The sequence below is a fragment of the Microvirga sp. 17 mud 1-3 genome (assembly GCF_003151255.1).
Taxonomy (GTDB): domain Bacteria; phylum Pseudomonadota; class Alphaproteobacteria; order Rhizobiales; family Beijerinckiaceae; genus Microvirga.
This window is the reverse complement of record NZ_CP029481.1, coordinates 3,687,307-3,708,307: the sequence shown is the minus strand read 5'-3', so window position 1 is coordinate 3,708,307 and position 21,001 is coordinate 3,687,307. Positions and strand designations below refer to the sequence as shown.

Sequence of the window (21,001 nt, the reverse complement as noted above, 5' to 3'; positions counted from 1 at the left end):
CAGGGTTTGTGCCGCCTTCTTGGCCGGCACGTTTGTGATGTGGGTGAAGGAATCATTCCTTTCAAGAGGGGCCGCGAAGCCGCTGGCTCTGCCGAAAAATGCCCTATATGAAATCCCTCGATCCGTGTTCCGAGACCCTTCCCGTGCAGCTCGCTCCCACGCCGAACAACCCCATGCCGGACGAGCCGACCCTCGTCAGCGTCAGGACGAAGGACGGCCTGACCCTCCGGGCGGCCTTCTGGATGCCAGCCTCCGAGGCGCCGAAGGGAACGGTGTGCATCCTCCAGGGCCGGGCGGAATTCATCGAAAAGTATTTCGAGGTGATCGGCGAGTTGCTGGACCGGGGCTTCGCCGTGGCGGCCTTCGACTGGCGCGGGCAGGGGCTTTCGGACCGGCAGGTGAAGAACCCTCGCAAGGGCCATGTGCGCCGCTTCGCCGATTATCGGCACGATCTGGAGGCGGTGCGGGATCAGGTGCTCCTCCCGCACCTGCCGGAGCCTCATTTCGCCCTGGCCCATTCCATGGGTGGGGCCATCGCGCTGAGCGCCGCCTATGAAAGCTGGCTGCCCTTCCGCCGCCTCGTGACGACGACCCCGATGATTGCCTTGAGCATGATCAGGTCCGTCAGGACCGCGGTGGTCGTCGTCCGACTGATGCGGTGGCTCGGCTTTGGGCGGGCCTTCGTGCCGGGAGGGGGCGAGACGTCGATTTCGACCAAGCCCTTCAAGGGCAACCGGCTGACGAGCGATCCGGAGCGCTATGCCCGCAATGCGGAGGCCGCGAGCGCGATCGGCGCCGGGGCGATCGGGGCCCCGACCGTCGCCTGGCTCGATTCGGCCTTCCGCTTCATGAAAGGCTTCACCGATCCGGCCTATGCGCTGAAGATCCGCCTGCCGACCCTGATTCTGGCCGCCGGAGCGGATCCCGTCTGTGCGACGCCCGCCACCGAGCGCTTCGCGTCTCGCCTGAAGGCTGGCCACGCCATCGTAATTCCCGGGGCGCGGCACGAGGTCATGATGGAGCGGAACGATATCCGCGAGCAGTTCTGGGCCGCCTTCGATGCCTTCATTCCGGGCAGCCCCGATGCGGTGGCCGCACTTGAGAGCGTGGAGGAGGTCGAAGCGGAACAGGCCCTAGCGGCTGAGGAGCTCGACGGCAGCGGCATGGACCCGGCGGTCCCCCGCCGCGACGATGCGCCCGCCCTGAGCGGCTGACCCGCCGTCCCAGGCAGTGACGATCCCGCCCGCGCCCTCGATGATCGGGATCAGGGCGACGATGTCGTAGGGCTTGAGGCCGGATTCCACCACCAGATCGATATGCCCGGCCGCCAGCATGCAATAGGCGTAGCAGTCACAGCCGTAGCGGGCGAGGCGTGCCACACTCTCCACCCGGTCATAGGCTCGCAGCTCCTCCCCGGCGAAAAGCTTGGGGCTGGTGGTCGAGATGATGGCGTCCTTGAGCGAGGCGCAGCGGCGGGTCATCAGCGTGCGTTCGCCTCCGGGGCCGCAATAGGTCGAGCGGCCGCCGTCGCCGAAGAAGCGCTCGCCCGTGAAGGGCTGGTGCATCATGCCGTACGCCGGACGCCCATGCCGGGTCAGCCCGATCAGGGTGCCCCAGGTGGGCAGGCCGGCGATGAACGCGCGGGTGCCGTCGATGGGATCGAGCACCCACACATATTCGGCATCCTCTCTCTCGGCGCCGAATTCCTCTCCGACGATGCCATGGGTCGGGAAGGTGCGCTTGATGAGCTGGCGCATGGCGGCCTCGCTCGCCCGGTCCGCCTCGGTCACCGGATCGAAGGCGCCGCCGCGGGACTTGTCCTCGGCGGCGATGCTGCTGCGGAAGAAGGGCAGGATCGCCCGGCCCGAGACCGTGGCGAGCTCGTTGACGAAATGGGTGAAGTCGATGAGCCTCATGCCGCCCGGTGCCCCTGTGCCGTCGCTTCGCGGAGCGGCACGTGCCGCAATCCGTCGCTGCCCCGCTTTTATCAACCGCGCCTGCCGCGGCAAGAGGGCTTGAGGCGGTTGGGCGGACGAACGGGCTTTTCGTCGTCTGTGCACAGAGCCCGAAAGGGATATTGTCCCGGCGCCAAGCTGGCATGCGTCTGAGGCATGGCCCAGCTTGAATTTTTCCTTGCGAATTGTGCGGCGCACTTTATATTGTGCAGTGCGATATGGCGATGGCGTCGCCGTATCGTAGCCCTTCTTGGGCGTTTCCTCCCTAAACTTCGGGCCGCTGGCAACAGCGGCCTTTTTTCTTTTCAGGGCTCACCTGTGGTCGGGTCAGCCTGGCGTGTGACCGCCTATACGCATCACATCCCGACGGAATCCTTCACGCATTTGTTAGTGAAGCTCGTCTTGGCGGCGCCGCTAAGCTTCTTCTCTGTCGCCTGCGTGTCGCAGGAGGCTTTCATGTCCCGCTCGCATTTGGTCATGAAGCTGGTCTTGGCGGCTCCTGCGAGCTTCTTCTCGGTTGCCTGCGCCGTGCAGGAACTCTCGGCCGCATAGGCACTTCCGGCGCAGAGGATCAGGACGAAGGCTGCAGCTATGGCTTTCATGGGTGTATCTCCCGGGAATAACCCCTGAGAGGCTAGGGCGCCGAGGTCCGAAGGCAATCACCCGGAAGGAGCGTGAGGGCTCAGCCGAAGCCGTGATGCCAGACGATGCCCATCAGGCCGATCCCGAGCAGGAAGAGGGGAAGCCATCGGGGGCAGTGCAGGGTGGCGGAGGGCGGATCGCCCAGGAGGTCCAGATCGTATTTGTCGTTCGGGCTCATGATGCAGGTGCCCCTATCTGCCGGATATCTCATTCTTGTGACAGGCCGTTCCGGCGCCATGCATGTGCCCGTCGCGAACCCCATGCCACCACGGTGAGGGCGCCGGCGCAATGCCTCGGGGCGTGCCAAATGTCGCAGCGATGCCATAAAAAAGGGCAGCGATGCTGCCCTTTCGGTCTTGCGAACCGTTCAGACCCGAACTATCTCGTGTCTTGCGATAGGGCGACGGCGTCGCTCTGTTGCTGCCCTTTTGGGCGTTTCCTCCCTAAACTTCGGGCCGCTGGCAACAGCGGCCTTTTTTCTTGTCCGGTCAGTCGCCCGGCGGCTCTACTCGGCCGCGATCTGCTGGGGCGGCCGTTCGCCCGCAAGGGTCTCGATCACTTCGGAAAACGCAAGGGCGAGGTCCTGAGCCAGACTTCCGAAGCCCGGCTTCTTCTGCAGGCTGCGCTCGTCCATGTAGATCGACCGGTTGATTTCCACCTGCAGGGCATGCCGGTCGAGAGTCGGCTCCCCGTAATGCTCGGTGATGAAGCCCCCAGCATAGGGCTTGTTGCGGATCACGGTGTAGCCGCGCCCGCGCAGGGCTGCTTCCGTCAGTTCGATGAGAAGGGGCGTACAGCTCGTGCCGTAGCGGTCGCCGAGCACGATGTCCGCCTTGGCTCCGTCATCCCGGCTGACGCTGGTCGAGGGCATGGAGTGGCAATCGATCAGGAAGGACTGGCCGAAGGTCTGGGCCGTGCGCCGGATGAGCTGCCGCAGGGCGCGATGATAGGGCTTGTAGAGCCATTCAATCCGCTGGAGGGCCTCGTCGACCGGCAGGCGCGTCGCATAGATCTCCTGCCCGTCGGCCACGATGCGCGGAACGGTGCCGAGCCCCCCTGCCACGCGCATGGAGCGGGTATTGGCGAAGGGCGGCAGGCGCCCTTCGAACATGCGGGAATCGAGCTCGTAGGGCTCCCGGTTCAGGTCCAGATAGGCCCGGGGGAAGCGGGCCGTCATGAGCGGGGCGCCCAGGTCGACCACGGGAGCGAAGAGCTCGTCCACATAGGCGTCCTCCGAGCGGCGCAGCGCCAGCGCATCCAGGCGCGAAGCCGCCAGGAAGGAGGCCGGGTAGATCGCTCCCGCATGGGGGACATTGAACACGAAGGGCACCGTCTGGCCGGCTGGCTCGATGACGACAAAGGGAGGTTCGAACTCGTCGGTGATGGCTGGCCGCATCCGATTTTTTTGGGATCTTGAACTGGTGACAGGGAAAGGGCTGGGGATAGTGTAAGGCAGCGCCATATTCTGTCCATGGCAATATCGTTGACGGGATGCGTCGTTCTTTCACGGCTTATTTACCCGGAGCGGGCATCAAGACGGGGACGTTCGTGACGATTCGAGGTTGGCGGCGATGAAGATCCTTCTTGCCGAAGACGATAATGACATGCGGCGCTTCCTCGTGAAGGCGCTGGAGAACGCCGGCTACGACGTGGCCTCGTTCGACAATGGCCTCTCGGCCTATAACAGGCTGCGCGAGGAACCCTTCGAGCTGCTCCTGACCGACATCGTCATGCCCGAGATGGACGGAATCGAGCTGGCTCGCCGGGCGACCGAGCTCGATCCGGACATCAAGGTGATGTTCATCACCGGCTTCGCGGCTGTGGCGCTGAACCCCGATTCCCAGGCTCCGCGGGAGGCCAAGGTGCTGTCCAAGCCCTTCCACCTGCGCGATCTGGTGAACGAGGTCGATAAAATGATGGCGGCCTGAAAAAGGTCGCGATCATGGCTTGCGTCCCCGCGCGCTTGCCGGTATATCGCGCTCCACACCTGAAGCGGGACCTGAAAATTCGCCGTTTCAAGGGCGCGTAGCTCAGCGGGAGAGCACTACGTTGACATCGTAGGGGTCGCTGGTTCGATCCCAGCCGCGCCCACCATTCTTTCGTCGGCCTTCCCCGTGAGGCTGCTGCAGGAGATCGGACATGAAGATCCGTAACTCGTTGAAGTCGCTGCGCGGCCGTCACCGCGACAACCAGCTGGTTCGTCGCAAGGGCCGCATCTACATCATCAACAAGACGCAGAAGCGCTACAAGGCCCGCCAGGGCTAAGCTTCGACGGGCGGCTTTTGCCGCACGCAATTGCGAATTGACGGCGCATGCCGGGATCCTAGAATCCCGGCATGCGCTTTTTTGCGTTACCTCTGATCCTGGCCTTCAGCCTCGTGGCGCCTCCGGGCTTCGCGCAGGATGACGGGCGCCCGCAGGATGCCCCCCCGGCCCCCAGCCGCTCAGCGCCGCGGGCCGTCACCCTGGACAGCCTGTTCGAGCGCCTCGCCAAGGCGGGCAGCGAGCGGGAGGCAGACGGAATCGCGTCCCTCATCGAGCGCCGCCTGTCCCGCTCCGGCTCCGACACAGCCGACCTTCTCCTGACCCGCGCCGGCAAGGCCGTCGAGGACAAGGATTATCCCCTCTCGGTCGAATTGCTCGACCGTATCCTGACCCTCGAGCCGCAATGGGCCGAGGCTTGGTACCGGCGCGCCCTGGTCTTCTATATGCTCGACGATCCGGTGAGCGCTCTTGCCGATCTGAACCGGGCCGTGGAGCTGGAGCCTCGCCATTTCGGCGCCTGGACGGCCCTCGGGCACCTGTTCATGGCCTCCGACGAGAAGGCGCAGGCGCTCGCGGCCTATCGCAAGGTGCTGAAGATTCGCCCGCAGACCTCGGACATCGAGACCATCGTGTCCCATCTCGGGCCCGAGATCGAAGGACAGGACCTTTAGACGGCATCACGGGAAGATAAGGGCGTCCCTTCACCCTTCTTCGTCATCCCCGGGATAAGCCCGGCCAGGATGGGCAGGCGAGGATGCGCGACAAGATTCCCTCCCCCTTGTGGGGAGGGTTAGGGTGGGGATGTCGGCGCAGGACCTTCAGAACGTGGCGCTCACACCCCCCTCTCCAACTCTCCCCCCACAAGGGGGGAGAGGGCGCGGTAGCGCCTTCCACGAACACGCGAGGTCCGCAGGCGAGGAGCGCGTGTCGGCGCTCCCCGCGGAGGTTCAGGCCTTGGCGGCGTGCTCGCTGTTGACGAAGGCGATGCGGACCATGTTGGTCGCGCCCGGGGTACCGAAGGGCACGCCCGCCACGATGATGATGCGCTCGCCGATCTCCGAGAAACCTTCGCGTACGGCGAACTTGCAGGCCCGGAAGGCCATGTCGTCGATGTCGCTGGCGTCCTTGGTGCGGATCGGATGCGTGCCCCACACGAGGGCGAGGCGCCGGGCCGTATTGATGTTGGGCGTGAGCGCGATCACGGTCGAGTTCGGCCGCTCGCGGGCCAGGCGGAAGGCCGTGGCGCCGGACGAGGTCCAGGCCGCGATCGTCCTGAGATGCAGCGTCTCGGCGATCTGGTAGGTGCCGGCCGCGATGGCGTCCGATCCGGTCGCCTCCGGCTCTGAAGCCTGGGCCCTGACGATGGACCAGTAGCTCTGGTCCTGCTCCACCTCTTCGGCGATGCGGTTCATGGTGGTCACCGCCTCGATGGGAAATTGGCCCGAGGCGCTTTCGGCCGACAGCATCACGGCGTCGGCGCCGTCATAGACGGCGGTCGCGACGTCCGAGACCTCGGCGCGGGTCGGGACGGGCGCGGTGATCATCGATTCCAGCATCTGGGTCGCGACCACGACGGGCTTTCCGAGCTTGCGCGCCGCACGGATGATGCGCTTCTGGATGCCTGGCACCTTCTCGAGGGGCATCTCGACGCCGAGATCGCCGCGGGCGACCATCACGGCATCGGAAATCTCCATGATCTCGTCGAGCCGGGCGATGGCCTGGGGCTTCTCGAGCTTGGACATGACGAGCGCCCGGCCGCGGGCCACTTTCTTGACTTCCGCCACATCCTCAGGGCGCTGCACGAAGGACAGGGCGATCCAGTCCACGCCCGCATCCAGCGCCGCTTCCAGATCGGAGCGGTCCTTCTCGGTCATGGCTGCGACGGGGATCACCGTGTCGGGAAGGCTCACGCCCTTGCGGTTCATGATCTTGCCCGCGACCTCCACCTCCGTGACGACGACGCCCGGCTTCACGCTCTTCACGCGTAGGCGCAGCTTGCCATCGTCGATGAGGACGGTGTGGCCCGGCTCCAGAGACTCGAGAATTTCCGGGTGGGGCAGGTGCACGCGCTCCGCACTGCCGGGAGCCTTGTCGGCGTCGAGCGTGAAGGTCTGGCCCTTCTCGAGCATTGCGCTGTCGCCCGCAAAGGTGCCGACGCGCAGCTTCGGGCCCTGAAGGTCGGCCAGGATCGCGATGGGGCGCTTGAACTTCGCCTCCACGCCGCGGATCATCTCGACCCGCTCCTTCAGCTTCTCGCGAGGCAGGTGGCTCATGTTCAGGCGGAACACGTCGGCCCCCGCCCTGAAGAGGCGTTCCACCATCTCCGGGTTCTCGGAGGCCGGCCCCAAGGTTGCGAGGATCTTCGTGCGCCGTGCGCGTCTCATCATCATTGCCCCCCGGGCGATTAGTTTCTGTGAGCTGGATGGTCCAGCTCTTCTGTTCACCTGTATCGACTTCGAAGAAGCCGTTGCGATCGAAGCCTCTGGCGAGGCAGTCTTCCGTCCCGCGGATCGTGAATTCCCGCTCACGGGTACACATGAAGGAGCGCCCGCTCCACTCGCCTCCGCGATCGTAGTCGATGGCGTAGACATAGAAGAAGCGGCTCGCGAGCTGGCCTTTCAGAAGGGTCTCGCAGGCCCGGGCTTCCAGGTTCCACCAGCCTTCCGTCACCCAGCCCTGGCTGTCCCGATAGCCGAGCGACACGCCCACACGGCTCGACGTCATGTTGCACATGCGCAGATCCGCCCGCGCCGGAGAGGCAGCCAGCAGGCCTGTCCCGAGAACGGCGGCCAGGAGCCCAAGGCTTCGCCGCCCGCTGCAGACCGATGGGAGGAATCCGGCAATCATGGATGGTGTCGTGAGTCGGTTCGGATAATGCGGATGCACAATGCTTCGGGAAGTATGTCGAATCCTTGTCGGCCAGAAGCGTCGTCGCATCAAGCCCTAATCCTCCCGGCAGGCACCGGGCGGGGGCGGGCGTGTCGTTTTGAAGGGAGAAAAGCCCGCAACCCCCCTCGAACGGAGAGGCGTGGAAGGGATCGGTCCTTTGCCGGCTAGGACTTTGCCGACCTCGGTCGCGCGACCCAGATGCCGGCCAGGATGGCCGCGCCGCCGAGCGCCTGCACGGGCGTCAGCGCCTCGCCCAGGAGGAGCCAGCCGAAGAGTGCCGCCGCCACGGCCTCCAGGAAGATCACGAGGGATGAGAAGACCGGGGAGAGGCGTCCGAGCGCGATGGCGAGGAGCCCCTGGCCGCCCGCATGGCTGATGAACGCCATGGCCACCAGAGCCGCGACGCCCTGGCCCGTCTGCGGCAGGACGCGGCCGTCGAGGACGAGCGCGACGACGAGGAGCGCCGCGGACGTGATGACCCCGCTTTCGAACGTGACCCGGGCTGCGCCCGCCACGGCGCGCGCCCGGCCGGCGAAGATGAAGTAGAGGCCGAAGAAGAATGCGGTCGCGAGACCGAACATGTCGCCGCGGATCCGGGCTGGATCCACATGGAGGCTCTGGCCGATCAGGGCGGTGCCGCCCAGGAGGCAGAAGCCGAGGCCCGCGATGGTGCCGGCCGCGATCCGCTGCTTCAGGACGAGCCAGGTGACCAGGACGACGAAGAACGGCGCCGTGGTGGCGAAGAAGGTGGCGTTGGCGACCGTGGTCTCGAGGATCGACAGGTGCCAGAAGAGCAGATCCCCCGTGAAGGCGAGCCCGGCCAGGATCGTGGGCTTGGGGAAGGAGGCGCGGGGGGCTTGAGGATTGCGCGCCTCCTCGATCCGCATCCAGCCGTAGAGGAGCGGCAGGGCCAGGAAGACGCGCCAGAAGGCGCTCGCGAAAGGCCCCACATCGGCCGAGGCATAGCGGACGAAAATCGGCGAGATGCCCATCGCGACGGCCCCGAGGCAGAGGGCCGTGAAGGCGGACGCGAAGCCCGTGTCGAGGCGTGCCTGGGGGGAGGGGGTGGACATGCGGGTCGGGGGCATGGGCGCTCGTCGGTGCTGGGGCGTGCGGCCGTGCCGGTGCCGGAAGGTCGCGTTGTCAGCCTTCCTAGGGCAGGATAAGGCTTCTCTTCAACCCTGATCCGCTTGCCGTTCCGTTCCATGACTCTCTCCCCTGCGCTCCGGCGCGAAGATCCCGCCGAAGAAACCGCTTCCGCGCCCTGGCCCGTCGAGACCATCGAGGGGGCGGTCGAATCCGGCGTCCTGCTCCTGTGCGACCATGCGTCCAATGCGGTTCCGCCGGATCTCGGCGATCTCGGCCTCCCGCCCACCGAATTCCAGCGGCACATCGCCTACGATATCGGGGCGGCAGGCGTGACCCGCTCCCTGGCCCGGCGCCTAAACGCTCCGGCGGTGCTGACGCGCTTCTCCCGCCTCATCATCGACCCCAACCGGGGCCGGGACGATCCCACCCTCGTGATGCGCCTCTCCGACGGGGCCGTGGTTCCGGGCAATGCCCGTATCACGGACGAGGAGGTGCAGGAGCGGATCCGACGCTTCTACGACCCCTACGACGCGGCCGTTTCGACCGCCGTCGAGCGCGCCATGGCGGCAGGCCACCCGCCGGTGATCGTCACGATCCACAGCTTCACGCCCATCTGGCGCGGCTGGCCCAGGCCCTGGCATGTGGGGATTTTGTGGGATGCGGATGCGCGCTATGCCCGGCCGCTGATCGAGGCCCTGCAGGCCGAGGAGGGCCTCGTCGTCGGCGACAACGAGCCCTATGACGGCGCGCTCCTCGGCGATACGGTGGACCGGCACGCCACGCGGCGCGGCCTCGCCAGCGCCCTGGTTGAGATCCGGCAGGACCTGATCGCCGCCGAGGCGGGCCAGGAGGAATGGGCGGAGCGTTTCGCGCGGCTTCTCACCCCTCTCCTGGCCGATGCGGATCTCAGGATTCCGGCGCCCCAGCCGACCCGCACCCGGGACCGTCTGCGCCGGCATTAGCAACTAAAGGTCCATCACATCTGCAAGGTGACCCCATGACCGAGATCGATCCCGAAACCCGGACCCGGCTCGAGGCGGCCGCGTTCCGTCGGCTCCTGCAGCATCTGCGCGAGCGGACGGACGTCCAGAACATCGACCTCATGAATCTCGCGGGCTTCTGCCGCAACTGCCTCTCGAACTGGCTCAAGGAGGAGGCGGACGCGAGTGGGGTTACGCTCTCGAAGGAGGAGAGCCGGACTTATGTCTACGGCATGCCTTACGAGGAGTGGAAGGCGCGGTACCAGACGGAGGCGACGCAGGGGCAACTCAAGGCCTTTGAAGAATCCAAGCCGAGCCATTAAAACGGCTTCAACCAAATGACCTTACCGTTTCGTCGAACCCGATCCTGGCGCCAGCGCCACCAGTCAAAGGCAAGTATTTATGGATGACGCAGCTTTTCAAACCGAATCCGTCGCAGCCGACCAGCTGAAGGCCTTCATCGAGCGCATCGAGCGCCTCGAGGAAGAAAAGGCCGGCATCGCAGGCGACATCAAGGACGTCTATGCCGAGGCCAAGGGCAACGGCTTCGACACCAAGGTCCTCCGCAAGATCATCGCCCTGCGCAAGCGCGACTATGCCGAGCGGCAGGAGGAGGAGGCGATCCTCGAACTCTACATGCAGGCACTCGGAATGGCCGGCTGAGTTCCTTTCGGGACCGTGGACGAAAACAAGGCGGGGCCCCGAGGTCCCGCCTTTTCGTTTGGCCGCAAGGTCAGCACTTGCTCGCCATGCCGGTGGGGTTCGTGCTGCCGACAGCCTTTCCGGTCTGGCCGGGATAGCAGTTGTTCCGGCCGCTCACGCCCGCATCGATGGCATTCTTCGGTCCGGGCGTGATGGTCCCGGGTGGCGCGCCGGGCGGGTTCACGGCCGCGCCGCTCTGGCCCGTGGCGCCGGTGGCATTGGGGTCCGTCGTTTCGCGGACAGGAAACTGGGGCGTGCCCGCATTGCCCGTGTCGACGCTCGGGGCGGGCCTCGTCGCTCCCGGCGCGTGCCCGGGCTGTGCTCCGGGCGGATTGTCCTGAGCGAAGGCGCCGCCTGTCCCTGCCGCGAGTGTCCCCACAAGGGCCAGGACGGCCCATGGTCTGATCCGCATCTCAACCTCCGGGCTGCTGAATCCGTGTTTCGTCATCCTCGGATGACTCGCCCGGAGGGCTTATGTTTCAGCGTGGCGGGAGATTTCTGCCGGCGGCAGGGCGCCTGGGATCGCCTGAAGTCCCGGGCTCAAAAGTGCAAATCCACTTTTGGTCCGGGGCTTTAGCGCACCACCGGCAGGGGCTTTACGGCCGGGCCCGTGAAGCGGTTCGTCGCCAGATCTCCCACGGGCTTCGACGAGAAGCCCATCTGGAGGCTCGGTCCCGCGGTCAGCAGGGCGCGGGCTGTGGCGGGATGCTCCTTGGCCCTGGCTTTCGCCGAAGGAGCCTTCTTGGCTGCGGCCGGAGCCTTAGGGGCTTCGGGGACGATCGCCTCCCGGGTCGCCGGGACCGGGATCGCGACCGGCGCGATGGACGCCACCGTCACCGGATGGCCGCCCGGACGTGGCGGCGGGAGCGGAACCGCCGAGGAGGGGAGTTCCGCGAGCTGTGCCGTCGCGCGCAGATCTGCAAGGCCGGGGATCGGGTTCGTCTGCGCGAGCGCGCTCGGCCGGGCGGGCGGGATCGGCGCATAGGCGATGGCCCCGGTCGATACGATGTCATCCGGCCGCCGTGGGGGCATGGGCGCGAAGGCGATCTCGCGGGTCAGCCCCGCCTCCGAGCTGCCGATTCCCGTCGGACCCTGCTGCCAGGCAAGGGTCGGACCGGAGGGCGACGCAACGGTGCTCGGCGGCCCGGCGATTCGGGTCGGGGGCAGCGGCGGCGGAGGCGTGATCTCCTCGCGCAGGGCCGGGGCGGCTGCCGCAATGGCCGCCGGGGACGGGGCCGGCATCGGTTCGGGCTCGGGCATCGGCGCGGGCCTGGGCTGCACGACCGGAGCCGGGCGCGCGGCCACCTGCGTCCGTTGTTCGGCGGTTTGCAGGGCCGCATAGACCGAGCTGTTCGAATCGCTCGCGTAGTAGTTCTGCTGCGGCGGCGCAGAGCGCGACGCCATGAGAGCGCGGCCCGGCCGGGACGCGGCGCGGATCTCCTCCACGTCCTCGTCCTCGTCGCTGCCGCCGAAGAGGGTCGCCCAGAGGCTCTTGCGCCGGGTCGGCGCCGCAGCCTCGCCGGCATCCGCCACGGCGGTGTATCCGGCGACCGCGCCGCCGTTCGCCAGGATCTCGGCGCGGGCGAGTTCGTAGCCCGGCAGGGGCGTACCGTCGGCCGGGATGTGAACGGTCTTGCCGTCGGGGAACAGGCGCACGAGCTGGTCGCGGGTCATGCGCGGCCAGGCGCGCACGCTGCCCACGTCCAGATGCACGAAAGGCGTGTAGGCGTTGGGATAATAGCCGACGCCGCCCCGCTGCAGCCGCATCCCGATGGCGCGCAGGCGGTCGGCGGGGGCGTCGGGCAGGTAGAAGTCGAGCGCCTTGCCCTGCATGTGCTGGCTGTTCTTCGCCACCACGCTGGAACGGCGCCGGAGCATGGAGTTGGTCTGGGGCGAGCGATAGGCGGAGTTCACATGAACAGGCGCGCTCGATCCGACCTCGCGGTAGACTTCCCACACGGTGTCGAAGAGGCGCGGATCCATGCGCGTCTTCTCCTCACGCCTCCAGTCGCGCAGGAACCAGTTGAGCTGTTCCAGGGCCTGCGGGTCGTATTGCCCGTTGCGACGGAACGTGACCGTGAGGCTTTCCTTGGTGTTGTTGTGGTAGAAGGTCAGCGTGCGCGTGTCGCCGTTGGCGACGGCGTCCTGCGTCCCGCGCGTTCCCCCGAACAGGACGGCCAGGAGGGCCGCAAGGCCGACGCCTGTGCGGCGCACGAGCGAAGACCCGGCCGCGCGACGATCCGAACGCAATACTCTCACTGTGATACTCGTCTTTACACGCCGCCGCTTTGGGGCGCGGCCTCCCGAACGTGAAGGGATCTTTGCCGAAGACGGTTACCTCGAGGTTAAGCGGCCCCTAGAAAAATGTCTCCGGCGGAAGCCTTTTGTCAGGACCGCAGGCCCAAAGCCTCGCGCACCTTGAGATCGAAGCCGTAGAGGTCGTTGAAGGTCTTCACCTCGCCCTTCTCGTCCACCGAAAGGGTGAAATACGTGAGGTGGACGGGCAGCGGGCGGCTGAGGTTGAGATAGCGTTCACCCTTGCCGATCAGGCCCTTGAGCCGCGCCTCCGACCATTTCTCGCCGAGCACCTCCTCGGCCAGCTGGAAGGGCTGGTCGACGCGCACGCAGCCATGGCTGAAGGCGCGCTTGCCGGCGCCGAACAGATTCCGGTTCGGCGTGTCGTGCAGATAGACCGCGTGCTGGTTCGGGAACATGAACTTGATGTAGCCCAGTGCGTTGCGCTCGCCCGGGGGCTGCTGGACCGTGATCCGGTTGCCCTTGCGGATGACCTTGTAGCCCTTCTTCGCGGCGTAATAGGGGTCGTTGGCGAGCGCCGGCAGGAACTCCTTCTTCAGGATCGAGGGCGGAACGGTCCAGGACGGGTTGACGACCAGGTACTTCATGTTCTCGGAGAAGATCGGCGTCTGGGACTTCTCCTTGCCGACGATCACCCTTGTCTGGTGAATGATGGAATCGCCGTCCACGAGCCGCAGGCGGAATTCCGGCACGTTCACCATGATGTGGCGCTCACCGAGATCGCTCGGCAGCCAGCGCCAGCGCTCCATGTTGGCGATGATCTCGCTCTCCATGTGAGCCACGGAGGGGCCCGAAAGGGCCGCGAGGGTTGCCGGGCCGAGCACGCCGTCGTCCGCCAGGCCCTTCTCCTTCTGGAAGGCCGCAACCGCGGAGGCGAGGCGATCGTCGTAGACGGTCCTGTCCTCCGGCTCCTTGGCGAGGTTGAAGCGCGCCCGGATCAGCGGCACGCGCTCGTCACGCATGCCTACCCGCAGGGTCGGCCCCTTCGGCACCTTCAGGCGCGGCGGTGAGGAGGGATGACTGGCGCGGAGCTTGGCGAGCTTCTCCTTCAGGGCCCGATAGCCCTCATGGGGCGGGTTGTAGGCTTCGAGCGCCGCATTCGCGTCGGCCGCGTTCGCTACCTGGGCCAGCACTTCGGCGGCCTCGGGCAGGTCGAGCTTCGGCGTGATGAGCGGAGAGATCCGCGAGGGGTCGAGGCGCCCGCCCCGCGCGTCGCGGGCATAGCGGATGACGGCGGCAGCCAGTTTCAGGTCCGCCTCCGCCCATTGCGCCGGCGAGGCCTCACGGGCGAGGCGTAGGTCCGGCACCGGATAATCGGTCGGGTCGAGCCCGTCCTCGTCGGCGGCCTTCAGGCGTGTGACGGCTGCCCGCGCGGCCGCCGTGAAAGCGCCGTCGCGGACGAAGGCCAGGGGATGCTCGGCCTTCGCGTAGAAAGCCGACAGGGACTCCCTGTCGGCCTGCCTCAGGCGCAGGTCACGCAGGAGCGTGTCGGAGGCCAGCCGCTCCTCCAGGGCGACCCGCAGCCAGTCCGCACGGGCGGTCGCCAGGACGGGCGCCGGATCCGGGAGCGGGATTTCCGGAAGGGGCGCGACCGTCTCGGCGGTGTCGAGGACGACGGGAGCGGCCGGGGGCGGCTCGGGGAGGGCGACGTCGCGGGGGGCGGCCGGGACCGTCACATCCGCGAAGGACGGCTCCGCGGGCTCGATGGCGGGGAGCGGAAGCGCCGGCTGCGGCAGGCCGATCTCTTTTTCCGCCGCGAAGGCGGACAGGGAGGCCAGAGACACCGAGCCGACCAGGCCGAGCCACAGTGCCGTCTTGCGCAGGCTAAGCATTCCGATGCTCCTCGTCTTGTGTCGGGCGACAGAAAATTCGCCTCATGGGTTCTCGCCAGACGGCGTGACAGTGCACACCCGCCAAGCTCTCAACGCTCGAAGGACTCAAGCGGCTTCATCGCCAAGCCCAAGTTCTTTCATTTTTCGGTAAAGAGTGGAGCGGCCGATCCCCAGACGACGGGAAATGGCCGACATGCGACCCCCGTAATGGGACAGCGCGAACCGGATGACCTCCGCTTCCAGCTCCGCAAGGGTGCGCATCTCTCCCCCGTCGCTCATCAGAGACAGAGTGCCGGGATCGCGCAGGCCCGGCGGCGAGCCGGCGAGGGGGAGGGCAGGCGGCAATGGGTCTCCCGTCTCCCGGAGGAGAGGGATCTCGATTCGCCGCCCCTCAGTACGGGCGGCGATCTGCGGAAACTCGGCGGCCGTCAGGGTTACGCCTTCCGCGAGGGCGACGGCGCGGAACACCGCATTCTCCAGCTGGCGCAGGTTGCCGGGCCAGTCGTAGCGGGCGAGAAGATCGAGGGCGTCGGGCGCAAGCGCCGCGAGGGACTTACCCTCCTCCCGGGCGAAGAGGCGCATGAAGGCCCGAGCCCAGTCGCCGGCGAGCCCGGGCTCCGCCCGCAGGGGCCGCAGGGCAATGGGCTGGATCTGGAGCCGGTAGTAGAGGTCTTCGCGGAACCGGCCCCGGCGGACCGCTTCGTTCAGGGTGAAGCCGGCCGTCGCGACGATCCGCGCGTCCGGGCGTATGGCGCGGCGCGTGCCCTCCTGTGGGGACAGGACCTCCAGAAGACGCACCTGCGCGCCTGGTGGGAGGTGCTCCACGCTCTCGACGCACAGGGTTCCGCCCTGCGCCTCCCGAAGTCGTTCCGTCAGGGCAGCCTCGACGGCGTCGCTCCCGGCTGGGTCCTCGGCACGAAGGATCGCGAAGGGGCGGCTCTTGCGCTCGCCCGCCCCGTGAATGGCCCGGGCCAGCGCGATCGCCCCGCTTCCGGGCTCGGCTTCGATCAGCACCGGAAATGTCCCGCGGGCCGCGCGGTCGGCAAGGCGGATGACGCGCAAGCCTTCGGGGTGCGCCACATGACCCGCCGCCCCCTGGCGTAGGGCTCTGATGTCGTCGGCAAGGATCTCACGAAGGGGCATGAAAAGGGATCAAATATGGGGAAGGGCGCCGCGATGCTGCGCGACAAGAGTAAACCGGCGCTTAACGGGAGAGGGGTGCGGGTGCGCTGTCCCCAGCCATTGGCGGGTTGATCCGGAGGGGCAGACGGCCAATATGGTGAAGATCGGTTCACCTCCCTGTTCCCGAAAGGTCTTTCCTTGAAACGCCAGAATGCTTCCCCGTTTCATGCCATGTCCTCTGCCATGTCCGCGGCCGGCGCCAGGCAGGCCGAACTCGGCGCTCTGCCCGAGTGGAACCTCGCGGATCTCTATCCGGCCATGGACAGCGAGGCGTTCCGGGACGATCTCGCGAGGGCCGAGACGGAATGCCGGGATTTCGCGGAGGCCTATCGGGGCAAGCTCGATTCGCTGGCGCGGGACGAGAAGGCTGCCGCGACCCTGGGCGAAGCCGTGAAGCGTTATGAGGGGATCGAGGATCTCCTCGGGCGGCTCATGTCCTATGCGGGCCTCGTCTATTCGGGCGACACCACCGATCCGGCACGGGCGAAGTTCTATGGCGACACCCAGGAGCGGCTGACCGCGGCCTCGAGCGACCTGCTCTTCTTCGGGCTGGAGCTCAACCGAATCGACGATGCCGTGATGGACAAGGCGATGGCCGAGGAGCCGCTCGCCCATTACCGGCCCTGGATCGAGGACCTGCGCAAGGACAAGCCCTACCAGCTCGACGACAAGACCGAGAAGCTCTTCCATGAGAAGTCCGTCACCGGGCGCGCCGCCTGGAACCGGCTCTTCGACGAGACCATCGCGTCCCTGCGGTTCGACGTTCGCGGCGAGGAATTGCCCATCGAGCCGACCCTCAACAAGCTGCAGGACCCGGACGAGAGCGTGCGCAAGGACGCCTCGGAGGCCCTCGCCAAGACCCTGAAGGCGAACCTGCGCACCTTCACGCTCATCACCAACACGCTCGCCAAGGACAAGGAAATTTCCGACCGCTGGCGCGGCTTCGAGGACGTGGCGGATTCCCGCCACCTGGCGAACCGGGTCGAGCGCGAGGTGGTGGAGGCGCTGGTCTCCGCCGTGCGCGAGGCCTATCCGCGCCTGTCGCATCGCTATTATGCCCTCAAGGCCAAGTGGTTCGGCAAGGACCGCCTCGACCATTGGGACCGCAACGCCCCCCTGCCGAAGGTGGAGCAGCGGACGATCGCCTGGGACGAGGCTCGGGACACGGTGCTTTCCGCCTATTCGGCCTTCTCGCCCCGCATGGCCGAGATCGCCCAGCGCTTCTTCGACGAGCGCTGGATCGACGCGCCGACCCGTCCGGGCAAGGCGCCCGGTGCCTTCGCGCATCCGACGGTGCCGTCGGCGCACCCCTACGTGCTCCTGAACTACCAGGGCAAGCCGCGGGACGTGATGACCCTTGCGCACGAGCTGGGGCACGGCGTCCACCAGGTGCTCGCCGCGCCCAACGGCGCGCTGATGGCGCCGACGCCCCTGACTCTGGCCGAGACGGCCTCCGTTTTCGGCGAGATGCTGACCTTCCGCAGGCTCCTCGACCAGACGACCGATCCGGCGCAGCGTAAGGCGATGCTGGCCGCGAAGGTGGAGGACATGATCAACACGGTCGTGCGCCAGATCGCCTTCTATTCCTTCGAGCGCAAGGTCCATGTGGAGCGCCGCAACGGGGAGCTGACGGCCGAGAAACTGTGCGAATTGTGGATGTCCGTGCAGGACGAGTCGCTCGGTCCGGCAATCCGCCTCGGTGCGGGCTATGAATCCTACTGGACTTACATTCCGCACTTCATCCATTCGCCGTTCTACGTCTACGCCTATGCATTCGGCGATTGCCTGGTGAATTCGCTCTACGGCATCTACGAGCGGTCGAGCGACGGTTTCGTGGACCGCTATTTCGCCCTCCTGTCGGCGGGCGGCACCAAGCATTATTCCGAGCTCCTGGCACCCTTCGGGCTGAATGCGCGTGACCCGTCCTTCTGGCAGATCGGCCTGTCCATGATCGAGCGCCTGATCGGTGAGCTCGAAGCCATGGAAAAGGCGGCCTAAGGCCCATGTCAGACGGCTCCGACCACGATCCGGAAGCCAACCGCTTCTCTGCCCGCGCAGCACGCTATGCGCGGGTCGGCGCCAATATGGGCGGCGTCGCGGCCCGCATGGCGGGCGCGCGCCTGTTCGGCCGCGACGGGCTGAATGCCTCGAACGCGGCGGCCCTCGCGCAGGCCCTCGGAGGGCTGAAGGGCCCAATCATGAAGGTGGCGCAGCTCCTCGCGACCATTCCGGACCTGATTCCGCCCGAATATGCGGCGGAGCTGCAGAAGCTCCAGAGCGAGGCCCCGCCCATGGGAGCGGCCTTCGTGAAGCGCCGCATGCAGGCGGAGCTCGGGCCGGACTGGCAGGGCCGCTTCGGGACCTTCGACCTGAAGCCGGCCGCGGCCGCCTCTCTCGGTCAGGTCCATCGCGCAACCACGCGGGACGGCGCGCAGCTCGCCTGCAAGCTGCAATATCCTGACATGCAATCCGCCGTGGAGGCGGATCTGTCCCAGCTCGAACTGGTGTTCTCCCTCCACCGGCGCATGGACCCGGCCATCGATACCCGCGAGATCGCCAAGGAGATCGGCGAGCGCGTGCGGGAGGAGCTCGATTACGAGCGCGAGGCCCGCCATGCCGCGCTCTATGCCCGGACCCTGGCGGACATTCCAGAGGTGCGGGTTCCGAAGGTCCATCCCGACCTGTCGACGCGGCGGCTCCTGTCCCTCGAATGGCTCGAGGGCGACCGGATCCTCAATTATGTCGAGGCCGATGTGGCCACCCGGAACCGGCTCGCGGTCGCCATGTTCAAGGCCTGGTGGCATCCCTTCAGCCATGCGGCCGTGATCCACGGGGACCCGCATCTCGGCAATTACACCGTGTTCTCGGAAGGCGGAGAGCCTGCCGGCATCAACCTGCTCGATTACGGCTGCGTCCGGATCTTCCATCCCCGCTTCGTGGGCGGCGTGGTGGATCTCTATCGGGGCCTCCAGAACGAGGACCGGGACCGGATCGTCCACGCTTACGAGACCTGGGGCTTCAAGAACCTGTCCCGGGAGCTCATCGACATCCTCAACATCTGGGCGCGGTTCATCTACGGGCCGCTTCTCGATGACCGCATCCGCACGGTCGCGGACGGGGTGAAGCCCGGCGATTACGGCCGCCGGCAGGCCTTCGAGGTGCACAGGGCCCTCAAGGAGAAGGGGCCCGTCACGGTCCCGCGGGAATTCGTCTTCATGGATCGGGCGGCCGTGGGGCTCGGTGCCGTCTTCCTGCACCTGAGGGCAGAATTGAACTATCACAGGCTGTTCGAGGCGGAGGTCGAGACCTTTTCCCTCGATACCCTGGCGAAGCGCCAGGACGAGGCGCTTGCCGCCTCAGGCCTGCCCCGACCGGAATAATCACCAGGAATATGTAATGGAGTTGCGCTTCCGGCCGTCCCGCCGTAGATGGGGAGTGACGGCACGTCAGGGGAGGCCATGAGGTTCGTTTTCGTCCACCAGAATTTTCCGGGCCAGTTCGGCCGGATCGCACGGGCGCTCGCGCAGGAGGGGCACGAGGTCGTGGCCCTCGGCATGGTCAAGACCTGCGCCATTCCGGGCGTCCGCTACATCGCCTACGACGCCGTGCCGGGGCCGGACGACGCGCCCTTCCAGAACCGCTACTCACCGGTGGTGCCGCGCCTGCGGCGCGCCTATGGGGTCGCCCACCGGGCGCGCCAGATGGCCGAGCAGGGCTTCCATCCGGACGTGGTGGTGGTGAACACGGGCTGGGGCGAGAACCTCTTCCTCAAGGATGTGTGGCCGAACGCCCGGCACGTGGCCTATTTCGAATATTATTATGCCGCCAAGGGCCAGGATCTCGACTTCGATCCCGAATTCCCGATCACCAACCCGGAGATCATCTGGCGGCTCAGAGCGAAGAACGCCATGCAGCTCGGAGCGCTCGACGCCGCGGATCTGGCGGTTGCCCCGACCGCTTACCAGCGCGACACCTTTCCGGCCTATCTGCGCGATCGCATCGCGGTGATCCACGACGGCATCGATGCTCAGGACCTGAAGCCCGACCCTTCCGTGAGCCTGCGCCTGGGGCCGAAGGGGCCGCGCCTGAGCCGGGACATCCCGGTCGTAACCTATGTGAGCCGGAACATCGAGCCGATGCGCGGCTCCCATGTGATGTTCCGCAGCCTGCCGGGTCTGCTCGCGATCGATCCACGTCTGCGGGTGGTCGTCGTCGGCGGCAAGGGCACGAGCTATTCCGGCCAGGCGCCGGGCGGAAAGACCTGGTTCGACGTTTTCCGCGAGCGAATCGACGGGGAGGTGGACTGGTCCCGGGTGCACTTCGTCGGGAACCTGCCCTACGACCAGTTCGTGAAGGTGCTCCAGGTCTCCTCGGCGCATATCTACATGACCTATCCATTCGTCCTGTCCTGGTCATCCATCGAGGCCATGGCGCTGGAATGCCGCCTCGTCGCGTCCGACACCGCTCCGGTCCGGGAAATCGTGGAGGAGGGCGTGAACGGACGGCTGTTCGACTTTTTCGACGACAAGGCCCTGGTGGAGAGGGTGCGCGAGACCCTCGCCGAGAAGGCACGCTCCGCCGAGATGGCCCGGGAGGGCCGGCGAATCGCCCTGGAACGCTATGACTTCCAGAACGTCTGCCTACCGAAGTGGCGCGCTTTCCTCGGGGTCGGGTGAGGTGACTGGCACAAATTTGATCCCTCGCCGGAAGCGAAGCGTTGCGGCGTCTCACCGCATGGGGTAAACGCAGCCCAAAGAACTGTTGCAGAACAAGGCATCGATCATGGCCGATACAAAACATGCACCCTTTGGGGGATATAGCCCGGAGATGGACGGGCCGGCTCACGAGGCGACCTATGGCGGTTTCGTGCGCTTCGTGGAAATCGCCACCGCGGTGGTGATCTGCCATGTGCTGGCGCTCGCGGTCGGCGGCGTCCACCATGCCTGGCTGACAGCGATCTTCGGCGTCATCCTCTCGCTCGCGGCCGGTGCGATCGGCGCCGTTGCGCCGGCGATCGGTGTCCGCGCCCCGGCCGTGGTCGCGATCCTGCTGCTCCTGGCGCTCTTTTTCTATTGACATGACGCGAAGGGGATAAAAGTCTCCTTCGCGCAACAAATAAGGGCAGACAATTAGGTCGCCCAAGGCGGGG

At 66.7% G+C, this 21,001-nt stretch carries 21 protein-coding genes, 1 tRNA gene and 1 pseudogene; 12 read left to right on the top strand and 11 right to left on the bottom strand.

The window, feature by feature from the left end; translation table 11 throughout:
* The first annotated feature begins 107 nt into the window (after positions 1-107).
* Positions 108-1,214, top strand: a complete 1,107-nt coding sequence (locus C4E04_RS17475) for an alpha/beta hydrolase (RefSeq protein WP_109601254.1) — start codon at positions 108-110, stop codon at positions 1,212-1,214.
* Here the strand turns inward: C4E04_RS17475 and hisN are convergent.
* From hisN to C4E04_RS17460, 4 genes are all read right to left on the bottom strand, one after another.
* Complete coding sequence (gene hisN, locus C4E04_RS17470; RefSeq protein WP_109599456.1) at positions 1,134-1,916, bottom strand: histidinol-phosphatase; 783 nt, start codon at positions 1,914-1,916, stop codon at positions 1,134-1,136. The two genes, C4E04_RS17475 and hisN, sit on opposite strands and share 81 nt — an antisense overlap.
* Positions 1,917-2,311: 395 nt before the next feature.
* Positions 2,312-2,557, bottom strand: coding sequence for a PsiF family protein (locus tag C4E04_RS17465; protein WP_109599454.1), 246 nt, complete (start codon positions 2,555-2,557; stop codon positions 2,312-2,314).
* Between the two features lie 80 nt (positions 2,558-2,637).
* Positions 2,638-2,775: a hypothetical protein gene (locus C4E04_RS20990; protein WP_162559446.1), complete on the bottom strand. Its 138-nt coding sequence runs from the start codon at positions 2,773-2,775 to the stop codon at positions 2,638-2,640.
* A 327-nt stretch (positions 2,776-3,102) separates the two neighbouring features.
* Entirely contained in the window at positions 3,103-3,993 is an 891-nt protein-coding gene (locus tag C4E04_RS17460; RefSeq protein WP_109599452.1) for an N-formylglutamate amidohydrolase, read from the bottom strand.
* A 175-nt stretch (positions 3,994-4,168) separates the two neighbouring features.
* Here C4E04_RS17460 and cpdR point away from each other — a divergent pair, with 175 nt between their 5' ends.
* The 4 genes from cpdR to C4E04_RS17440 all read left to right on the top strand — a co-directional run bounded on the left by cpdR (position 4,169) and on the right by C4E04_RS17440 (position 5,533).
* Complete coding sequence (gene cpdR / locus C4E04_RS17455) at positions 4,169-4,525, top strand: cell cycle two-component system response regulator CpdR (RefSeq protein WP_109599450.1); 357 nt, start codon at positions 4,169-4,171, stop codon at positions 4,523-4,525.
* Between the two features lie 91 nt (positions 4,526-4,616).
* Positions 4,617-4,691, top strand: a tRNA-Val gene (locus tag C4E04_RS17450).
* A gap of 45 nt (positions 4,692-4,736) precedes the next feature.
* Entirely contained in the window at positions 4,737-4,862 is a 126-nt protein-coding gene (ykgO, locus tag C4E04_RS17445; RefSeq protein WP_109599448.1) for a type B 50S ribosomal protein L36, read from the top strand.
* Positions 4,863-4,933: 71 nt separating this feature from the next.
* Positions 4,934-5,533, top strand: a complete 600-nt coding sequence (locus C4E04_RS17440; RefSeq protein WP_109599446.1) for a tetratricopeptide repeat protein — start codon at positions 4,934-4,936, stop codon at positions 5,531-5,533.
* Positions 5,534-5,809: 276 nt separating this feature from the next.
* Here the strand turns inward: C4E04_RS17440 and pyk are convergent, their stop codons facing one another.
* The 3 genes and pseudogenes from pyk to C4E04_RS17425 all read right to left on the bottom strand — a co-directional run bounded on the left by pyk (position 5,810) and on the right by C4E04_RS17425 (position 8,839).
* Positions 5,810-7,246, bottom strand: coding sequence for a pyruvate kinase (gene pyk, locus C4E04_RS17435; RefSeq protein WP_109601252.1), 1,437 nt, complete (start codon positions 7,244-7,246; stop codon positions 5,810-5,812).
* Between the two features lie 13 nt (positions 7,247-7,259).
* A pseudogene (locus C4E04_RS17430) lies at positions 7,260-7,709 on the bottom strand (DUF1036 domain-containing protein); the annotation flags it as partial.
* Between the two features lie 206 nt (positions 7,710-7,915).
* A complete protein-coding gene (locus C4E04_RS17425; protein ID WP_371682007.1) occupies positions 7,916-8,839 on the bottom strand; it encodes a DMT family transporter in 924 nt (307 codons plus the stop codon).
* 117 nt (positions 8,840-8,956) lie between these two features.
* Between C4E04_RS17425 and C4E04_RS17420 the strand changes: the two genes are divergently transcribed.
* From C4E04_RS17420 to C4E04_RS17410, 3 genes are all read left to right on the top strand, one after another.
* Positions 8,957-9,802 carry an N-formylglutamate amidohydrolase gene (locus C4E04_RS17420; RefSeq protein WP_109601247.1) on the top strand — a complete coding sequence of 282 codons (846 nt, stop codon included), beginning with the start codon at positions 8,957-8,959 and terminating at the stop codon, positions 9,800-9,802.
* A 35-nt stretch (positions 9,803-9,837) separates the two neighbouring features.
* Complete coding sequence (locus tag C4E04_RS17415; RefSeq protein WP_109599444.1) at positions 9,838-10,143, top strand: DUF1244 domain-containing protein; 306 nt, start codon at positions 9,838-9,840, stop codon at positions 10,141-10,143.
* A 79-nt stretch (positions 10,144-10,222) separates the two neighbouring features.
* Positions 10,223-10,483, top strand: coding sequence for a DUF2312 domain-containing protein (locus C4E04_RS17410; RefSeq protein ID WP_109599442.1), 261 nt, complete (start codon positions 10,223-10,225; stop codon positions 10,481-10,483).
* A gap of 70 nt (positions 10,484-10,553) precedes the next feature.
* Here C4E04_RS17410 and C4E04_RS17405 read toward each other — a convergent pair whose 3' ends face one another.
* The 4 genes from C4E04_RS17405 to C4E04_RS17390 all read right to left on the bottom strand — a co-directional run bounded on the left by C4E04_RS17405 (position 10,554) and on the right by C4E04_RS17390 (position 15,813).
* On the bottom strand, positions 10,554-10,934 hold the full coding sequence (locus tag C4E04_RS17405) for a hypothetical protein (RefSeq protein ID WP_109599440.1): 381 nt from the start codon (positions 10,932-10,934) through the stop codon (positions 10,554-10,556).
* 161 nt (positions 10,935-11,095) lie between these two features.
* Positions 11,096-12,781, bottom strand: a complete 1,686-nt coding sequence (locus tag C4E04_RS21210; protein ID WP_245416141.1) for a DUF882 domain-containing protein — start codon at positions 12,779-12,781, stop codon at positions 11,096-11,098.
* 128 nt (positions 12,782-12,909) lie between these two features.
* On the bottom strand, positions 12,910-14,670 hold the full coding sequence (locus tag C4E04_RS17395) for a murein L,D-transpeptidase (RefSeq protein ID WP_109599436.1): 1,761 nt from the start codon (positions 14,668-14,670) through the stop codon (positions 12,910-12,912).
* 105 nt (positions 14,671-14,775) lie between these two features.
* The gene (locus C4E04_RS17390) at positions 14,776-15,813 is read right to left on the bottom strand and encodes a sigma-54 dependent transcriptional regulator (protein WP_109599434.1); all 1,038 of its coding nucleotides are present in this window, start codon (positions 15,811-15,813) and stop codon (positions 14,776-14,778) included.
* A gap of 210 nt (positions 15,814-16,023) precedes the next feature.
* On the opposite strand from C4E04_RS17390, the gene C4E04_RS17385 reads away from it, so the two are divergent.
* From C4E04_RS17385 to C4E04_RS17370, 4 genes are all read left to right on the top strand, one after another.
* Positions 16,024-17,850 carry a M3 family oligoendopeptidase gene (locus C4E04_RS17385; protein WP_109599432.1) on the top strand — a complete coding sequence of 609 codons (1,827 nt, stop codon included), beginning with the start codon at positions 16,024-16,026 and terminating at the stop codon, positions 17,848-17,850.
* 5 nt (positions 17,851-17,855) lie between these two features.
* Positions 17,856-19,232 carry an AarF/ABC1/UbiB kinase family protein gene (locus tag C4E04_RS17380; RefSeq protein ID WP_109599429.1) on the top strand — a complete coding sequence of 459 codons (1,377 nt, stop codon included), beginning with the start codon at positions 17,856-17,858 and terminating at the stop codon, positions 19,230-19,232.
* 78 nt (positions 19,233-19,310) lie between these two features.
* Positions 19,311-20,528: a glycosyltransferase gene (locus C4E04_RS17375; RefSeq protein ID WP_162559445.1), complete on the top strand. Its 1,218-nt coding sequence runs from the start codon at positions 19,311-19,313 to the stop codon at positions 20,526-20,528.
* A gap of 106 nt (positions 20,529-20,634) precedes the next feature.
* Entirely contained in the window at positions 20,635-20,928 is a 294-nt protein-coding gene (locus C4E04_RS17370; protein ID WP_109601245.1) for an aa3-type cytochrome c oxidase subunit IV, read from the top strand.
* Positions 20,929-21,001 lie beyond the last annotated feature (73 nt).

What these genes read in the sequence shown, in the direction of transcription:
- C4E04_RS17475 (WP_109601254.1), top strand. Translation starts at nt 108, where the DNA reads ATGAAATCCCTCGATCCGTGTTCCGAGACCCTTCCCGTGCAGCTCGCT.
- hisN (WP_109599456.1), bottom strand. Translation starts at nt 1,916, where the DNA reads ATGAGGCTCATCGACTTCACCCATTTCGTCAACGAGCTCGCCACGGTC.
- C4E04_RS17465 (WP_109599454.1), bottom strand. Translation starts at nt 2,557, where the DNA reads ATGAAAGCCATAGCTGCAGCCTTCGTCCTGATCCTCTGCGCCGGAAGT.
- C4E04_RS20990 (WP_162559446.1), bottom strand. Translation starts at nt 2,775, where the DNA reads ATGAGCCCGAACGACAAATACGATCTGGACCTCCTGGGCGATCCGCCC.
- C4E04_RS17460 (WP_109599452.1), bottom strand. Translation starts at nt 3,993, where the DNA reads ATGCGGCCAGCCATCACCGACGAGTTCGAACCTCCCTTTGTCGTCATC.
- cpdR (WP_109599450.1), top strand. Translation starts at nt 4,169, where the DNA reads ATGAAGATCCTTCTTGCCGAAGACGATAATGACATGCGGCGCTTCCTC.
- ykgO (WP_109599448.1), top strand. Translation starts at nt 4,737, where the DNA reads ATGAAGATCCGTAACTCGTTGAAGTCGCTGCGCGGCCGTCACCGCGAC.
- C4E04_RS17440 (WP_109599446.1), top strand. Translation starts at nt 4,934, where the DNA reads ATGCGCTTTTTTGCGTTACCTCTGATCCTGGCCTTCAGCCTCGTGGCG.
- pyk (WP_109601252.1), bottom strand. Translation starts at nt 7,246, where the DNA reads ATGAGACGCGCACGGCGCACGAAGATCCTCGCAACCTTGGGGCCGGCC.
- C4E04_RS17425 (WP_371682007.1), bottom strand. Translation starts at nt 8,839, where the DNA reads ATGCCCCCGACCCGCATGTCCACCCCCTCCCCCCAGGCACGCCTCGAC.
- C4E04_RS17420 (WP_109601247.1), top strand. Translation starts at nt 8,957, where the DNA reads ATGACTCTCTCCCCTGCGCTCCGGCGCGAAGATCCCGCCGAAGAAACC.
- C4E04_RS17415 (WP_109599444.1), top strand. Translation starts at nt 9,838, where the DNA reads ATGACCGAGATCGATCCCGAAACCCGGACCCGGCTCGAGGCGGCCGCG.
- C4E04_RS17410 (WP_109599442.1), top strand. Translation starts at nt 10,223, where the DNA reads ATGGATGACGCAGCTTTTCAAACCGAATCCGTCGCAGCCGACCAGCTG.
- C4E04_RS17405 (WP_109599440.1), bottom strand. Translation starts at nt 10,934, where the DNA reads ATGCGGATCAGACCATGGGCCGTCCTGGCCCTTGTGGGGACACTCGCG.
- C4E04_RS17395 (WP_109599436.1), bottom strand. Translation starts at nt 14,670, where the DNA reads ATGCTTAGCCTGCGCAAGACGGCACTGTGGCTCGGCCTGGTCGGCTCG.
- C4E04_RS17390 (WP_109599434.1), bottom strand. Translation starts at nt 15,813, where the DNA reads ATGCCCCTTCGTGAGATCCTTGCCGACGACATCAGAGCCCTACGCCAG.
- C4E04_RS17385 (WP_109599432.1), top strand. Translation starts at nt 16,024, where the DNA reads ATGTCCTCTGCCATGTCCGCGGCCGGCGCCAGGCAGGCCGAACTCGGC.
- C4E04_RS17380 (WP_109599429.1), top strand. Translation starts at nt 17,856, where the DNA reads ATGTCAGACGGCTCCGACCACGATCCGGAAGCCAACCGCTTCTCTGCC.
- C4E04_RS17375 (WP_162559445.1), top strand. Translation starts at nt 19,311, where the DNA reads ATGAGGTTCGTTTTCGTCCACCAGAATTTTCCGGGCCAGTTCGGCCGG.
- C4E04_RS17370 (WP_109601245.1), top strand. Translation starts at nt 20,635, where the DNA reads ATGGCCGATACAAAACATGCACCCTTTGGGGGATATAGCCCGGAGATG.